This is a genomic window from Ktedonobacter racemifer DSM 44963, assembly GCF_000178855.1.
Classification (GTDB): domain Bacteria; phylum Chloroflexota; class Ktedonobacteria; order Ktedonobacterales; family Ktedonobacteraceae; genus Ktedonobacter; species Ktedonobacter racemifer.
The window spans coordinates 787,243-803,027 of record NZ_ADVG01000001.1; the positions used below are offsets into that span (position 1 = coordinate 787,243).

The 15,785-nt window shown below is 54.4% G+C and carries 15 protein-coding genes; 9 read left to right on the forward strand and 6 right to left on the reverse strand.

Going from position 1 to position 15,785, the window contains the following annotated elements; translation table 11 throughout:
- Nucleotides 1-28: 28 nt before the first annotated feature.
- The 6 genes from KRAC_RS75410 to KRAC_RS03650 all read right to left on the reverse strand — a co-directional run bounded on the left by KRAC_RS75410 (nt 29) and on the right by KRAC_RS03650 (nt 6,690).
- Nucleotides 29-547, reverse strand: a complete 519-nt coding sequence (locus KRAC_RS75410) for an RNA-guided endonuclease InsQ/TnpB family protein (protein WP_244421950.1) — start codon at nt 545-547, stop codon at nt 29-31.
- Nucleotides 430-1,215 (reverse strand): RNA-guided endonuclease InsQ/TnpB family protein, encoded by a 786-nt coding sequence (locus KRAC_RS75415; protein ID WP_052567941.1) that lies wholly within the window; start codon nt 1,213-1,215, stop codon nt 430-432. Before KRAC_RS75415 ends, KRAC_RS75410 begins: the two co-directional genes overlap by 118 nt.
- Nucleotides 1,170-2,975, reverse strand: a complete 1,806-nt coding sequence (ltrA, locus tag KRAC_RS03635) for a group II intron reverse transcriptase/maturase (RefSeq protein ID WP_007904602.1) — start codon at nt 2,973-2,975, stop codon at nt 1,170-1,172. Before ltrA ends, KRAC_RS75415 begins: the two co-directional genes overlap by 46 nt.
- Nucleotides 2,976-4,014: 1,039 nt before the next feature.
- Nucleotides 4,015-5,382, reverse strand: a complete 1,368-nt coding sequence (locus KRAC_RS03640) for a cystathionine beta-synthase (RefSeq protein ID WP_040442759.1) — start codon at nt 5,380-5,382, stop codon at nt 4,015-4,017.
- Between the two features lie 302 nt (nt 5,383-5,684).
- Nucleotides 5,685-6,062, reverse strand: coding sequence for a hypothetical protein (locus tag KRAC_RS03645; RefSeq protein ID WP_007904607.1), 378 nt, complete (start codon nt 6,060-6,062; stop codon nt 5,685-5,687).
- A 142-nt stretch (nt 6,063-6,204) separates the two neighbouring features.
- On the reverse strand, nt 6,205-6,690 hold the full coding sequence (locus KRAC_RS03650; protein WP_007904608.1) for a hypothetical protein: 486 nt from the start codon (nt 6,688-6,690) through the stop codon (nt 6,205-6,207).
- A 339-nt stretch (nt 6,691-7,029) separates the two neighbouring features.
- On the opposite strand from KRAC_RS03650, the gene KRAC_RS03655 reads away from it, so the two are divergent.
- The 9 genes from KRAC_RS03655 (at nt 7,030) to KRAC_RS60675 (ending at nt 15,493) form a co-directional block, all read left to right on the forward strand.
- The gene (locus tag KRAC_RS03655; RefSeq protein WP_007904609.1) at nt 7,030-7,329 is read left to right on the forward strand and encodes a helix-turn-helix domain-containing protein; all 300 of its coding nucleotides are present in this window, start codon (nt 7,030-7,032) and stop codon (nt 7,327-7,329) included.
- Between the two features lie 238 nt (nt 7,330-7,567).
- Nucleotides 7,568-8,356 (forward strand): type I methionyl aminopeptidase, encoded by a 789-nt coding sequence (gene map / locus KRAC_RS03660; RefSeq protein ID WP_007904610.1) that lies wholly within the window; start codon nt 7,568-7,570, stop codon nt 8,354-8,356.
- A 300-nt stretch (nt 8,357-8,656) separates the two neighbouring features.
- Nucleotides 8,657-9,124 (forward strand): hypothetical protein, encoded by a 468-nt coding sequence (locus KRAC_RS70135; RefSeq protein ID WP_007904611.1) that lies wholly within the window; start codon nt 8,657-8,659, stop codon nt 9,122-9,124.
- Nucleotides 9,125-9,716: 592 nt separating this feature from the next.
- Nucleotides 9,717-10,127 carry a hypothetical protein gene (locus KRAC_RS70140; RefSeq protein WP_157506295.1) on the forward strand — a complete coding sequence of 137 codons (411 nt, stop codon included), beginning with the start codon at nt 9,717-9,719 and terminating at the stop codon, nt 10,125-10,127.
- Nucleotides 10,128-10,333: 206 nt separating this feature from the next.
- Complete coding sequence (locus tag KRAC_RS03675) at nt 10,334-10,606, forward strand: hypothetical protein (RefSeq protein WP_007904613.1); 273 nt, start codon at nt 10,334-10,336, stop codon at nt 10,604-10,606.
- Nucleotides 10,607-10,737: 131 nt separating this feature from the next.
- Nucleotides 10,738-11,238 (forward strand): IS1/IS1595 family N-terminal zinc-binding domain-containing protein, encoded by a 501-nt coding sequence (locus tag KRAC_RS60670; protein WP_007904614.1) that lies wholly within the window; start codon nt 10,738-10,740, stop codon nt 11,236-11,238.
- Complete coding sequence (locus KRAC_RS03685) at nt 11,199-11,789, forward strand: hypothetical protein (protein ID WP_244421951.1); 591 nt, start codon at nt 11,199-11,201, stop codon at nt 11,787-11,789. The genes KRAC_RS60670 and KRAC_RS03685 overlap by 40 nt, the downstream gene beginning before the upstream one ends.
- 311 nt (nt 11,790-12,100) lie before the next feature.
- The gene (locus KRAC_RS03690) at nt 12,101-12,646 is read left to right on the forward strand and encodes a hypothetical protein (protein ID WP_007904616.1); all 546 of its coding nucleotides are present in this window, start codon (nt 12,101-12,103) and stop codon (nt 12,644-12,646) included.
- A 234-nt stretch (nt 12,647-12,880) separates the two neighbouring features.
- Nucleotides 12,881-15,493: a serine/threonine-protein kinase gene (locus tag KRAC_RS60675; RefSeq protein WP_007904618.1), complete on the forward strand. Its 2,613-nt coding sequence runs from the start codon at nt 12,881-12,883 to the stop codon at nt 15,491-15,493.
- The last annotated feature ends 292 nt before the right edge of the window (nt 15,494-15,785 follow it).

Here is a 15,785-nt window from a genome sequence, read left to right on the forward strand (position 1 = left end):
TTCTGCATCAAGTGACGACTCCCCACGGCTACAAGCCGGGGGCTTCTGGAATGACTCGGCTGTGTCGTCCCACAGCTTGAAGACCGTCAGATAAGATATTTAGGCTGCCATTGTGGTCGCGGTGGATGACCAGACCGCACTGAGAGCATTCGTAGATCCGCACAGACAGCGGCATCTGCTGGCGATGACCACAGGCTGAACAAGTCTGACTCGTATAGGCCGGGTTCACTCGCACCACTTGCCGCCCAGCCTCCTCCGCTTTAGCTTGCAAGCGTGTGAAGAACATCGACCACGACGCATCGGCAATCGACTTCGCCAGTTTCGGATTTTTCACCATATTGCGCACGACCAGGGCTTCCACCGCAAGCAACCCGAACTGCTTGACGAGGTGGCGGACCTCTTGTTCAATGAAGTTCTTGCGACGGTTCCCTATCCGCTCATGGACGCGTGCCACCACCTTGCGCTTCTTCGCTCGTTGCTTGCTCCCTTGGGGCGCTTTGGAGAGCTTGCGTCCTGCGCGAGCGAGCGCCGCCTCTTCTGCGCGCAAAAAGCGCGGATTGGCAATCTCTTCCCCCAGGACAAATAGGCAAAGGTTTTCAGCCCGACGTCAATGCCGACCGCTTCTTCAGAGACAGGCAGGCGCTTGCTGATGATGTCTTCGCCCTCCATCTCCACACTGATCGAGACAAACCATTTCCCGGTCGGGGTCCGTTTGACAATGGCCGTCTTTGGCGTCCCCTTGATGGCCCGGTGCATCACCATCTTCACATGCCCTAATTTCGCCAGAACGAGGGTTGCCTTATTCTTCTTGCTTGCTGGCAGAATGTTGAAGCTATTGCCATATTGTTTAAAGGTCAGTGAGTCATAGCGAAAGCGTGACTTAAACCGGGGATAGCCTGGCTTATGCCCTTGCTCAACCCGCCGAAAAAAGTCGTCAAAGGCTCGATCCACCCGCTTGACGACATCCTGAAGCACCTGCGATGGCACCTCATTCAATGCCGGGCACACTTGCTTGCAAGCGGGCAACTCTGCACATTGATGCTCATAGGAGAGGGAGACGCCGGCCATGCGATAGGCACTTTTGCGTTCATCGAGCGCCGCATTGTAGACCTCACAGCACAAGCCAAGCCACGCTTCTAGCTTCTGTCTTTGCTTGCGGCTGGGATAAACTAAGCGCATGGGTCGCCCCATCCGCTCGTCTGCAAAACCGAGCATGAAGATTTCTCTTCACTCGGCTCCTCAGTCATATGGCCCTTGTTATGGGTACCATGTCTTTGGTCGTGGCAATGTCGGTGGAGAGCACACTTGTTACTCAGTTCCTCTCCTCCTCCCTCACTTTTAGGAGTGATGTGGTCTATCTCGATCTGATCTCCTTCACGGAACTGCAAATCGCACCATCTACACTTGCCTTGCTGCTTCAGAAGCAGCATTGCCAGTGTTCCTCTCGTTGTTGGGTGGTTTTTCAGTCGTTGGCTCCAATACAAGAGATTTCCGTCATAGGGGCTGGCAGCACCTTTTACTTTGACATGTCGTTGGATCTTCGTCGCATCATGCCTTCTCAGGTCATAGTCTTCGGAGGTTGCAAAGATGCCGTGTTGGCCTTCGCCTCTCTTCCAGTACCTTTGCCTAATCCAATGTCTGTTTTTGTTTGGGTGCCTGCGAATTGCCCACGACCATAGCTGTTGCTGGAGAATGTAGTCGCATCTACTGTACTCAGCCTTGGAGCAGACTGTTCTGTAGTAATTGGACCATCCCCTGATGATGGCAGAAAGCTCCTTAATCAGTTGTCCTTGCGGCGCTGATCTCCGTTTGTCGATTTGCTGCTTCATCTGGGCTATGTGTCGTTTGACGGCTTCTTTGCTCGGTTTGATGATCGTTTTGAAGCCAAGTGGGGTGCCTTGTGAGTTGGTCCCTGTACGGTTCTTTCCTACCGGATATTGCCGGATGGAAAATCCTAGAAACTCGAATCCCACATTTCCTTCATAGGGTGTGAGTGTGTGGGTGATTCTCGTTTTACTTGGCTTCAGTTCCAGTCCCATGTCCTTTAACCAGTCATTGATTCTTGTTTTCACTTCAAGGATGGTTTCTAACGTTGAATGAAAGACCACCAGATCATCAGCGTATCGTACCATTTGGGGTTTATCCCTTGTGGTCCTCTTTACGCCTTTGAGAGCCTCTTCCAGTCCGTGCAACGCTATATTCATGAGTAAAGGGGAGACCACGCCACCCTGCGGGGTTCCGCTGGGTGTGGGTGTGAATTCTCCCTCTGTCATGACTCCCGATTTGAGCCAGGCCTGGACGGTCTGTCTCAGACGTGGATAGGTCTGAAGTTTTTTCAAGAGTGCTGCCTGGTCAATGTTATCGAAACAACCCCAGATGTCGGCGTCAAAGACATATTTTGCCTTTTTTCCGATATCAGAAAAGATTGCTGCGATAGCATCATGACAAGATCGTCCGGGGCGAAAACCATAGCTGTTCACTTCAAAGCGAGCTTCCCATTCTGGTTCGAGCGCGAATTTTACAAGACATTGTCGTCCACGCTCATACATCGTAGGAATCCCTAAAGGCCGTTGTTCGTTTTTTCCAGGCTTGGGGATAAATACCCTTCGGACTGGTTTTACTTTCTGCGGCCATTGTTTGGGATGAATGAGCGATGCCACCTGTCGCCTCTGTTGAGGTTTCAAGTTCTTCACTCCATCAACCCCCGCTGTTTTCTTGCCCTGATTATCCTGTGAGACGCGGCGTACAGCAAGAAGCCTTGCTGCTTCCGATTTCATCAAGAGCTTTTGAAGTTTTTGGACTGCGCGTTGATTGCCACGTTGACTGGCTCGGTAGATTCTCTTTTGGATGCGGTAGACATGCTGCTCAAACTTGCGCCAGGGCAGCTTGTTCCAAGCCTCACTCTCAGGGTCAAGTTTCTTCTTGACCCTGGGTGCTTTCCTATTTGCCATCGTACTTGATTTTCTACTTTCCATACAACTGTGTCCACGTCAGCCTATCCTCTCGCTTTCCGAGAGGCATTCGCTTCTTGGACAATCCTTCCGTCGTGCTGCTTGCGGTTGGCACCTGCTCATGGTATCGACCCCCATGAGAGCAAACACGCGGTTACTCCGTTCCGTTGCTCTGTTTTGCGCTACCGTAGGTGTGCATTCTCCACCGGAGTCCTGACAGATAGGCAATGGAGCTGTACCATCTCCATTGTGTACTCGACTCGTTCCCGTTTTGGGCTGGCTTGTTATCCTGCGTAGGCCAGTTTTTCGTAACGATGGTTCAGTCATGCATTCGTTTTACCTGCCTTGTTAGACAAGCTTCTCACCGTAGTAGCCAACTAGAAGGTGTCCTCACATCAGGTTTATGAGGCATCCCCCGTTTCATCCCGCTTCACTGTTTGAGGGCCAGTCGCTACAGTGGGGATGATGCTATCCATTCCTATCGAATGGGAGAGGAATTGCGCCTCTCGTCAGAGAAACAGTTGTCAGTGTCTTTCAAAAAAAAAAAACACCGCTGCTCGTCCCCCATTTATCATGGTTTGGAGCAAACGGGTCGCACGATAGATGCGAAAGAGATACGTTTTTCTTGGTTTCTTTTCGGCTGCTTTTGTTTGCATGTTCAGTGAAGCCGTAGCTATACTTTTGTTGCTCAATAGAGTGCTTGATGACGCTCAATGGAGCACTGCTAGGCGTCCCGACGAAGTACGAATTGGTCCACCATGTCAGCAATTTCCGTGATATTTGGGACACCAGACCACGTGAGAGTGGCAACGGTAGAACACGTTCCGATTGCTTTTGTCTGTCTTGCCCATATCATGGAGTATACAGCAGAAAGCTATCTCCTGTCAAGAACATGCGTTCGCGGAACGAACTTCCCCTATTCCCCTTCCCCAAAAAGGAACGCGCCTTTCATCCCCATGGCTGAAGCACAGGGGCTTTCAGGCGCGGTGTTTGGGTAATAAATAAAAATCAACAGGCAAAGAACCTGAAGTGTTCAGGTTCTTTGCCTGTTGATTTTTATTTATTATCTAGCGTGGGCCCAGAATTCGAGCAGGTCGCTTTTGGTAACGATGCCCTCAAGCAGGCCATTGTGAACGACGGCGACCGCCGAGTGCCCCATGTTGAAGAGCGTATAGGCCTCGCGGGCCTCAGAGACCGCGTCCAGTACGGGGAAGGCTGGTCCCTGTAACTGGCCAACCGTGGTCGATTCCAGGGGCTCTCCGCTCGCCAGGCGACGTAGCAGCAGGTCTTCGGTCAGGCTGCCCACCATCTTGCCGCCCTCCATGACGGGCGTCTGGCTGATACCATAGCGCCGCAGCAACTCAACGGCATCGGCGACCGAGTCGTTGGGAGTGATGCTGACCACCAGGGGCATGCTCTGTGAGTGCGAGCGGCGATACGCCAGCACATCCTGCATGACTGGCTGCTCGCTCTCGGCCGGGACCAGCAGGTTGTTCTCGCGCATCCAGGTGTCGTTAAACTGCTTGGTCAGGTAGCCGCGACCCGTGTCGGGGAGCAACACGACCAGCACATCCTGGGGGGTAAGACGCTTGGCATAGGTCATAGCTGCCGCCAGGGCCGTGCCCCCCGAGCCACCAACCAGGATACCCTCCTCGCGTGCCAGGCGCCTGGCCCAGTAGAACGAGGTACGGTCATCAACACGAATCACGTCGTCGACAACAGCGGTATCATAGTTGCGCGGGAACATGTCCATGCCGATACCCTCGACCTTGTAGGGCTTGGGGGTATCGCCCGAGTAGACCGAGCCTGGAGGATCCGCGCCAATGATTTTGATCTGTGGATTCTGCTCTTTGAGATAGCGGCTGGTCCCAGAAATAGTTCCACCTGTGCCGATGCCCGCGACGAAGGCCGTGATCTTGCCCGCAGTATCGCGCCAGATCTCTGGACCCGTGGAGCCATAGTGCGCCGCCGGGTTGGCCGGATTCGAGTACTGGTCGGGGCAGCACGCGCCCGGAATCTCCTTCGCCAGGCGATAGGCGACGTTTTTATAGTACTCCGGCGAGTCATGGGTAACGCTGCTCGGGCAGATCACAACCTCCGCGCCATACGCGCGCAACAGGCTCCTCTTCTCCTCGCTGGCCTTGTCGGTCATGACGAAGATGCAGTGATAGCCTTTGATCGCTGCCGCGATTGCCAGGCCATGCCCGGTGTTACCGCTCGTTGGCTCGACAATCGTCCCGCCTGGACGCAGCAGGCCTTGCTGCTCGCAGTACTCAATCATCGCCGGACCAATGCGATCCTTCACGCTCCCACCCGGATTAAAAAACTCCACCTTCGCCAGCACCATCGGCGGCATATCGCTTGCGATGCGCTTCAATTGCACCAGCGGCGTATTCCCGATCCCCTCTAACAGCGAATCGTAATAACGCATATTCCCCTCCCGCAAGGGAGCCTTATCCTTATTGGTTTCTATCATTTCGACCTCGTCGATGTACAAATGACGACACAGCGAAACGCGGACGACACGAGGACATGGCGGGATAAAGCGCGTGAGATCAACGGCGATTCCACTTCGAGGCCCCGCAGCTTAGCCAACCCTGGCCCTTACAATCTCCCTGTGTCAGCGTCAAACAAGCATACAGATGTAATGTCGTCAGAACTGATAAGACATTACAGCATATGTCACGTTTCCACAGTATAACACAAACCTTCCCGCGACTACACTACACCCCTCTACCCCTGGACCTGCGGCGGCAGTTCCTGTCCTTCTGATACATATGGCTCTACTGGCTGCTGCTCGCGCTCCTTTGTGCTCTGATCCAGGCCCTGCCCCTGGTATCCATCATCGTAGCCCGCCAGCGGCTGCTCGTCCCAGGCCGACTCCTTCGGCTGGGGCATGTTGGACCCTCTGCCCGGCCCTTTCTGCAAGTGCTCCAATTCCAACCGCAAGCGTAATTCCTCATTCTTCTTCTCCTGCATCTTCAACTGCTGCTCGAAAGAAGCTTTGAATATCCCTCGCACGATGCTTGTAATCGACCCGCCGAAAATAAACAAAAAGATCATAATTAGCCAGATATTATCAAAAAACGTTTTTGCTAGTTCGTTTAACATAGTTCTCTTCCTCTTAGCATGAACATTGCCAGTAAAACTCTCCTATTAGAAGAACGTATGCTCATGCCTCTTTTAAAACATAGAAAAATGCCAGAAGCTCCAGGAGATTGCCTGGCAATCCCCTGGAGCTTCTGGCATTTTTCTATTTCACGTGTACAAACATGTGATACCATTGCGCTCCATAGAGGAACTCGAATACGATTGCCACCAGACTGGTCATCAGCCCCAGGCCACGCCCACGCGCGCCCTTGTTCCCTATAATGGTGGTTCCAAGCGCCGCCAGGATCCAGATAACAGCCGTCAAGCCCGCGATCACCAGGAAACCATTGCTCAGCCAGGCCAGGTTCTCGCTGACCAGGGCGTACCAATCCTTGGGGAGCGCTTTCGTCGTATTTGTGGTATACAAACTGAGCGCGCCTGTCGCCACCGTCGCGAGCACAAAGAAGAGGCCGATCAATAAGCCTTGCCCATAGTCGAGCATGAAGCGTGCCAGTTTGAACGTGAACGACTTCTCACGCTGCCAGCGATACTTGTTCAGCGGGTCCAGCCTGCTAAATAAGACGGCTCCAAATAAAGCTATAGCATATACAAGAATGCCAAGCACAATTATGCCCCAGAATTTGACCATTGTTTATCGCTTCCTTTGCACATTTTTATCTGCTTACTCACGCGCATCTACCTGCATATTCAACGCTATCTCTCTCCTCAACCGCCACCACTCGCCATTTCTAGCATCAGGGATCATACCGATGCGATTGTATCATAAAATTGATATTTACAGATACAATACCTGACCATCGCCCCTTTGTACCTGAGATCGCTCACATTTGTATTGACATTCCACTACACTTCTGCTATCTTAGGAACACAAACATTCTTTAAATCAGGACATATGTCGCGGGTCATGGGGACGCGTGAGGCCCAAACAGCACACGTTTCCATAAGCTTTATGGGAGGCTAGAATACTTTGACCATCTCGTGCAAACTACGCTTGCTATTGGCAAGGGCAAATGTAGAGCGAGCAAAAGAGGGCCTGCCCCCCTTGAGCCTGCGCCGCCTGGCTCAGGAAAGCGGCGTCTCGTTGAGTGTCCTGGCCGCGCTTCATCGTGGCCAGAGCCGGCGCGTTGACTATACCACCATCGATCAGCTACTCAACTACTTTAACCGCTATTTCGGTGTGACGGTCAATGATCTCCTCACCTGGGAACACGCCCTTCAAGATGAGGTTCCTCTCACCCTCGATGCGAGCCGAGGACGCGCCACCTGACAAGGCTTTCCATGCCTTCCCAAGCCTTACATACATGGGCATTTACTTTACATGTGTTTACTCAAGACTTCTCGCCACTCCGTGGCTCGCCAGGGTTAAGGGATGTGGTAAAAAAATGCCTGCAGCATTTTTTTACCACATCCCTTAACCCTGGCGAAGCGTCGCAGACGCTGAGAGGCCTCATCAAGAGAAGCTAAATAGCTACTTTCTGTTCTAGAAGAAACGAGGATTACATACGATGGCAGTGATGATGAAATCTCGCCAGGAGATCGCCAAACTACGCGAGGCCGGGCGACTGGTGGCTCAGACCTTTGAGGTTATGCGCCCATATGTTAAATCGGGCGTGACGACTCTTGAGTTGGACCAGATCGCCGAGGACTATATTCGCGGTAAGGGCGCGCTCCCCATCTATAAAGGCTATGGCGCTCGCCCCGCTTATAACGGGCATCCCGCCGTTCCTGCCTTCCCAGGCACCATCTGTATCTCTATCAATGAGGTGGTCTGCCACGGCATTCCCAGCGCAGAGGTCAAGCTGAAGGAGGGCGATATCGTCGGCGTAGATATCGGTGTCCTGCTCAATGGCTGGGTCGGCGACTCCTGCGTGACCTACGCCGTTGGCGAGATCGATGAGGAGGCGCAAAAGCTCATGGAGGTCGCCAAACGCTGCACTGAACTGGGTATCGCCGAGGCTCGCCACAATAAACGTCTCGGCGATGTGGGCGCGGCCATCCAGGAATACGCCGAGTCCAATGGCTTCTCCACTGTGCGTGAATTGGGAGGCCATGGTGTTGGACGCTCCCTGCACGAAGATCCCCACGTCTCGCACTTTGGCAGGCGTGGCACCGGCCTGCGTATTCGCCAGGGCATGGTCTTCACCGTCGAGCCTATGATCAACGTGGGAACCGCCAAGACCCGCGTGCTCGCGGACCAGTGGACCGTCTGCACCGCCGATGGCAAGCGTTCCGCGCAGTTCGAGCATACGCTGGCTGTGACCGATGGCGCCCCCGAACTTTTGACCATCCTCTAGAAACACTACGTAGCATTGAATGGTGTGTGGCCCGACGTGTGCTTTTGTACACGTCGGGCCACACACCATTCAATGCTGTTCCTTCCCTTCCATATGTACACATGTATAAGTTTATAAGCCTACGTATAATGGCACTGGTAGCCAAACTCTGCAACATACAGAGCTCGCTACATCGCCTTCTCGAGCCATAAGAGAAGACAAACAGTTTCCGGAATGTTGTTGGTTTATGCCCAAACAAACCCGTTCCTGCACAGGACAAGGGAGTAATTGGCATAAACCTAAGCAAGGAAAGGAACAAACATGTCACTTGCTAAGAAGACCGTTTGTACGGTCATATTTACCGTCGTCTTCGCCCTGATGCTGATGGTAGGCACCACCAGCCACGCCTCGGCCCACTCCTGCGGCTGTGGTGGAGGCCTTGGCTACGGCTATGGCGCTGGTTATGGTGGTGGCTTCGGTGACTATGGTTATGGCGCTGGTTATGGTGGTGGCTTCGGTGACTATGGTTATGGCGCTGGTTATGGTGGTGGCTTCGGTGACTATGGCTTTGGTGGTGGCTTCGGTGGCGGTAAAGGCTTCAAAGGCAACAAAGGCTTTGGCCTCGGCTACGGTGGTGGCTTCGGTCGTGGCTTCGGCTTCGGTCGTGGCTTTGGTGGTGGCTTCGGTGGCCGTGGCTTTGGCGGTGGCTTCGGTGGCCGTGGCTTTGGCGGTGGCTTCGGTGGCCGTGGCTTCGGCGGTGGCTTCGGTGGCCGTGGCTTCGGCTTCTAGTGCGGCTGTAAATAACGCCTAGCCTCTAAACTATCGCATCATCCAAACTTTCTGAGAACAGGACTCACATAAGTCCTGTTCTCTATATGTCAGATTAGGCCATGTCAGATTGCAATTCAAAAATTTGCAGTGGCGACATTCATCCCGCTGGGTCCCCACCCAACGAAAGGAAGAAATGACCTCATTCTCCAATCTCTCCCCGATCCTGTCGCGCCCCCAGTCTCCCTGTAACCTACAGCGTATCTTCAAAGTGTACTCATTGAATCAACTAAACATACGCACAGGCACCAGTAGCTGCTACTAGCGTACGCAGCACCACTTAGAAGAACAGTGTTTCAGTCGCATACTCATCAAAGGCGCGGCACCCTAGCATACATGAGTTTATACATGCCTGTATACTAAAACCAGAAAAAGCAGAAACCTGTAGTGCATCCCCTGGAAAGCATCACTTGTAGTAGCATCCTCAAACGGTACACATGACAGGAGCAATCTAGGCTCAGGCACTAAGGAGAAAAAAGACATGCAACTTTCCGCCATACGGAAAACCCTATGTCTGGTTATGCTCAGCGCGATCGTCGCCGTTGCCTTAGTCATGGGAACGACAGCTAACGCCTCCGCAGCAAGCCTTACCCCCACAAAAGCACAAACTCATGTAACCACTACATGGGGTGGCCCCGGTTGGGGCGGTGGCTATGGCTACGGACGCGGCTGGGGCGGCTATGGCTGGGGCGGCTATGGCTACGGACGCGGCTTTGGCTTCGGTCGCGGCTTCTATGGAGGCGGCTTCTACGGCGGCCGTGGCTTCTATGGACGCGGCTTTGGCTTCGGTCGTGGCTTCTACGGGGGCGGCTTCGGTCGTGGCTTCTACGGGGGCGGCTTCGGTCGTGGCTTTGGCTTCGGTCGTGGCTTCGGCTTCGGTCGTGGCTTCGGCGGTGGCTTCGGCGGCCGTGGCTTCGGAGGCCGTGGCTTTGGCGGTGGCTTCGGTGGCCGTGGCTTCCGCTAGCCAGCAGAGGTCAGCTCTTAAGACCAGATCAGACAATTACACATGCAAAACCAATGCTGGCGTGACCCTGGAGGCCACGCCAGATGGTAAGTGAAGCGGTATAAGCGCACCGCTTCCAGCAGTCCGACTCCAGCCGTTTTCTCAAGGCGTGACTGGAATCGGCACCTGACAAAGCACATTCCCAAGCAGAGGGAAAGGAGTGAACAATGGCACTTTCAACTCTCCGCAAGGCTGTCTGTCTCGTTATGCTTAGCGGTGTTGTAGCAGTAGCGCTATTGTTTGGAAGCATCCATACCGCTTCCGCGGCCAGCCTGGCCCCCACGAAAGCACAAACTCATGCCACCGCACAATGGGGTGGCGGCATTGGCAGCAGCATTGGCAGCAGCTATAACGTTAGCTACATCTATAGCGTTAGCTACAGCTATAACGTTAACCACAGCTTCTATCGCACCTGCTGGTACGGCTGCCACTACTGGTAAGCACCTGCCAGACCTATAAGCACAACGAGGGAGGCGAGCGTCTCAGACGCTCCCTCCCATTTTTATGCCCCTTTTAAAATTTGGTAGTGACTCCGGAAGGGGGTGATAGAATAGAGAGGAGGAGGTGAACGATGAACAAGCGAGAAGCAGAGGAGCAGAGCAGTCTGCCAACGTGTCCCAATCCCGCATGCTCAGGGCCGCGCGTTGTGCGCAATGGCAGCCACCGGGGACGGCAACGGTATCTGTGCCGCACCTGTAAGACGTACTTTGGAGCAACGCAAGGCACGCCGATGTATGGGTTGAAGACGCCTGCCCCCGAGGTAGCGCAAGCGCTCTTGGTGGTGATGCGGCGCGGCAGCTTGCGGGCTGCCGAGGAGATCACCGGGCACAAATACGAAACGATCAGTGTCTGGCTCAAGCGAGCAGCAGAGCATGCCGAGGCCCTGACGCAGGTGATGGCTTGCGATCTGCACGTGAGCCAGGTGGAAATCGATGAGTTCTGGTCGTTTGTCCAGAAAAAAAGGGGACTGAAGGGGCGTCCGACGAAGGAGCACGCTGGGCTTGCCTCGTCCAAGATCGAGAGAGCCGCTTCGTGGTTGCCAGTGCCACCGGACCGCTGGGCGAGAACCTGATGACGCGGGCCGTCAGCAGGACGGTCCTGCGAACCCATCGCCGCCCGCTCTGCTGGTTTAGTGATGGCTGGCATGGCTATGTGGCCATTCTCCATCGTGCCTATCGCCAACCCCAGTCGCGTCAGGGCAAAACCGGACGGCGCAAGTTGGTGGTGCCTGACACCGTGTCGTTGACGCAAACAGTCAAACACCGTGATGAGCATGGACGCCTCCTGTCAGTAGCAATCCGCATGGCGATGGGAGCAAGCCAGGGACCCGCCGGGACCGTGCACGTGGAGCGACTTCATGGAGCGTTGCGTGATCGGTTGAATGCGCTGACCCGCAAGACGCATGCTTTTGCCAAACGAGACGCGACCTGGGATGCGCTGGTCGGCTTGCAGATCTTCGATCACAATTTCCATCGGGCTCATTACGCTCTACGCCTGCCGCTTCAGATTGTCGATGGCGTTCATCGCTATCACCATCGATCTCCAGCAATGGCTCTGGGCGTGACTGATCATCTCTGGTCCTTCCAAGACTTGTTGACTACTCGACTCCCTATCACCTCTTAGAGGAGTCACTACCTAAAATTTTGTCATAAAATTTGTCATACAGAGAAAACCAGAGCTACCACGGTGACGGCACGCCGTCACCGTGGTAGCTCTGGTTTTCTCTGTATACTAACGCTTGAGCTTGGTTGACCCTCTATAACAATAGAGAGCAGACATAGCGAAGACTCATCTACGGATAACAGCTATGGCTCCTGGGATGGTTTTGTAGAGCGAACCTTGTAGCGTGCATCAGCACATCCGCACCCATCACTATAAGAAAAGCAAATTGTCATCCTCACCGTCAGAGATGACACAGTGGAAAGGAACAGAGAATGTCGCGTTCGTGCATCCAGAAAAGCACATGCATATTCGCTATCACCAGCCTCTTCCTCCTCTACATGGCCTTTGGACATACGACATCCGTTCACGCCTCCAGCCTTACACCTGGACGGGCCAATCTGCCTCAGAGCCACCAGGACTATCCTATGGGCTCTAAAGGGTCACCACGCGCCCTCTCAATCTGCTCCACCTTTATCATTCTCGCCGTCGATGGCAAGAATAGTACCAACATGACCGTCAATGTCAATCGCGACTTCGAGCTTGAGCTTGAGAAGAATGCCAACTGCATCCTCAAGATCAGTGGTAAAGGCTATCACCACCACCATCATCACGGTATGATGAAGCGTGGTGGCTGGATGAAGAGCGATCCCTCCGACATGAGCGAGCAGAGCAGCTCGATGTCTGACGCCAGCCAGGCCACCGAAGCCAGTGCTCCTACGGCTCCTAGCGCGCCCAACACCGCGTCTAACGCGCCCAGCACCACCTACAGCCCGGAGATGAACGCTCCTGCAATCACCAGCGTCACTCCTAATCAATAACGCTCACATCCACATCTATATACACGCTCACAGGACGCGCCTACACTCAATGTGTAGGCGCGTCTTCGCCTCCTATACCTCGACGATTCGCGTCCAATTTTGTGACGTTATGCAGCTCTTTTCCACTGTCCCTGCAAATACGTTGCCTTTTTGTCTATTCACATGCAATAATGCTTTTAATCGGGTATACTCCCTCAACATATATACCCATGGCAAGGAAGCGAGGCATCTATTGTGAAATTGTGGCGCTATAACCGCGCATTTGAAACCCTGGGACAGCGCTATGAGCTCCTGGGCTCTCTGGGTAGCGGCGGCATGGCCGATGTCTGCCTGGCCTGGGATGAGCACGACCAGCGCGAGGTCGCCATCAAGGTCATCAAGCCCGACGAGCTTGATCAGCGCACACTGGATCGCTTTGTGAAGGAGGCCGCCAAGGTCGCGCAGTGGAAACATCCCAACATCCTACATATCTATAGCGACCTCAAACTTGAGCTGGTTGACCCCACGCGCGGCTCAATGATTCCTTATATAGTAATGGAATATGCCGCCGGGGGCGACCTGCATAAACGCCTCCGTCCAGGCCAGCCCTACCCGCTCAATAAAATTCTGACCCTCGCGCCCCAGCTCTGTAGCGCCGTGGCCTATGCCCACGCCCATGGTGTGATTCATCGCGATCTCAAGCCGCTAAACATTCTCTTTCGCGCCCTCCCCGATGGCTCAGAGCAGGCCGTGCTGAGCGACTTTGGCCTGGCGGTCGAGGTCAGCGCGACCCATCACACCTTCCCCGGCGGGGGCACACTCCCCTATATGGCTCCGGAGCAGTTCCGGGGCGGCGCCCTCCCTCAGAGCGATATCTTCGCCCTGGGCGTAATCCTCTACCAGCTCTGCACCGGGCGCCTCCCCTTCCGCCACACCCTCTTCGAGGTTGGACGCGACCTGGCACGCCAGCAACAGCTCACGCCTCCGCCCAGGCCCAGCAGTCTTCAGCCCCTCCTCTCGCCCGACCTGGATGCCGTCATCCTGCGCGCCCTCGCCCACGATCCCACACAGCGCTACCAGGATGCGGAGGCTCTTTGGGATGATTTTAGAAGTGTGGCACACACGAATAAGGGATCAATCCCACCTTCCAGGTCCGACCCTAAAGAGCACATGGTACGCGGTTACTCAATGGGGGCATACCTGGACAGAGAATCGATCACACCTGTCCGCTATTTATTTATAGAGGATGTGGAGGAGAGTGATATAGAGAGCAGCGGTGAAAATCTATCCATCACACCTGCTCCCAAATTGCGTCCAAAGCCCCGACCGGTCGTGCTACCATCCTCCGCCCGCCGCTCGCGTTCCGGCATGGAAAACTCACCGATCACACCTGCTCTCCGACCGACGCTGCTAAAGCACGCGTCTACATATAATGGTACGGGGCGTGTCGTGCCCATTCTATTGGCCGCACTCCTGGTTCTCATCCTCGTTACAGGTGTGATCTTTGCCCTTCCCGGCCTGCGCGACGTGTCAGGCCCCATCGCGACCCTCCTGAACGGCAACCGCGCCACCATCGCCCTGACCACCTCCAGCCACCTTGAGCAACATACCTACCAGGTAACCGGCGTCCCCACCAATCCCGACGCCGCCCAGTCCCAGGTCCAGGCCCACCCGCTTACCACCAGCGCCCAATCCACCACCCAGACCATCCAGGGCACCGGCAAAAAACAAACAGCAGGAACGAGAGCAACAGGAATACTCACATTCTTTAATGGATCATTCACCACGCCTTTTGTAGTAGCCAGTGGAACACAAGTATCAACGCCAAATGGATTAACAGCAATCACCGATGCGCCAATAAGCATTCCTGCCGCTGATCCTAATCGCCAAGTTAATGGTCAAGGTACTATTACAGCTCACATAACACAAACAGGAACACAAGGAAATATTCCAGCTTTAACAATAAACAAAATATGTTGTAAAACGGATAACAGTGTTTTTGTCAAAAACGCTAATCCTTTCACTGGTGGACAGGACCCGCAAAACTATACCTTTGTCACGCAACAGGATGTGGATGGTGTGAGCGGAGGGCTTCAGAATAGCGCGCAGGCGCAGGCCCTTCAGCAGCTACACGGGATGCTTCAGGGCGGCGAGGAGATGGCGGGCGACCCACAATGCAAAAATACGATCAATTACACTAACCCCATCGGCGATACTGGGGCCAATGTCGCCAGCACCACCATCAGTGTGACCGTTAGCTGTAACGCCTTCACCTATTCTCGACAGCAGATGCAAGGCCTGGTCGCGCCCCAGCTCCAGGACAAGGCTAACAACGATCTAGGTGCTGGCTATAAATTGATTGGGCAGATCCAGACGCGCCCCGTCCAACAGCGCCAGAACGGCGATACCGTCACCTGGGTCATAGAGGCGCAGGGCACCTGGGCCTACCAGTTCGACGTCACCGCTCAGCAAGCCCTGGCCCGTCTCATCGCCGGCAAGAACCCTGCCGAGGCCCAAACCCTGCTCCAGAACACCCATGGCGTCGCCCGCGCCAACATCCAATTCAACGGCGCAACCCTGCCCAACGATCCCAACCAGATCACCTTTACCATCACCAACCAGCCAAAACCAGCTCCACAAGCGTTTAATCCTATGGGGCAAACCATGTTTATGCCCTATTCGCAACGCACCCATTTCCCTTTCGGGAATCCCATAGGCGCCACGTTTACGGCGCGCCGATTTATCATCGGCTGCTCTAATCTACCCTTCACGCATCAATGTCCCCTGGGCAAAACGCCCTCTCCGCCATTTTTTGCATGGTGCCAGGGGAACGAAACGCGTTTCAGGATGTGTATTGCCTTCATGTGATGAATCGGCGCGCCGTAAACGTGGCACCTATGGTTATCGGGAAATTGGGTTCGGCCTTGAAGCCCGGCAAACGGGCGGTGCGTGATACCAACAATGGTTAGTGGACTCATGAGTCTTAATAAAGAAGCACTTATAAGCCAATTTTCATGTACGGGAACATCGCTCCGCGCGCCCATGCGCGTTGCCTTCGGGTACGTGGGTATGTACGAGAAGAGCTCGATATAGTACAATATCTGCGGAGCGAGAAGAAACCGACTTTGAAGGATTCAGAGGTTTGTACAATGAGACAAGG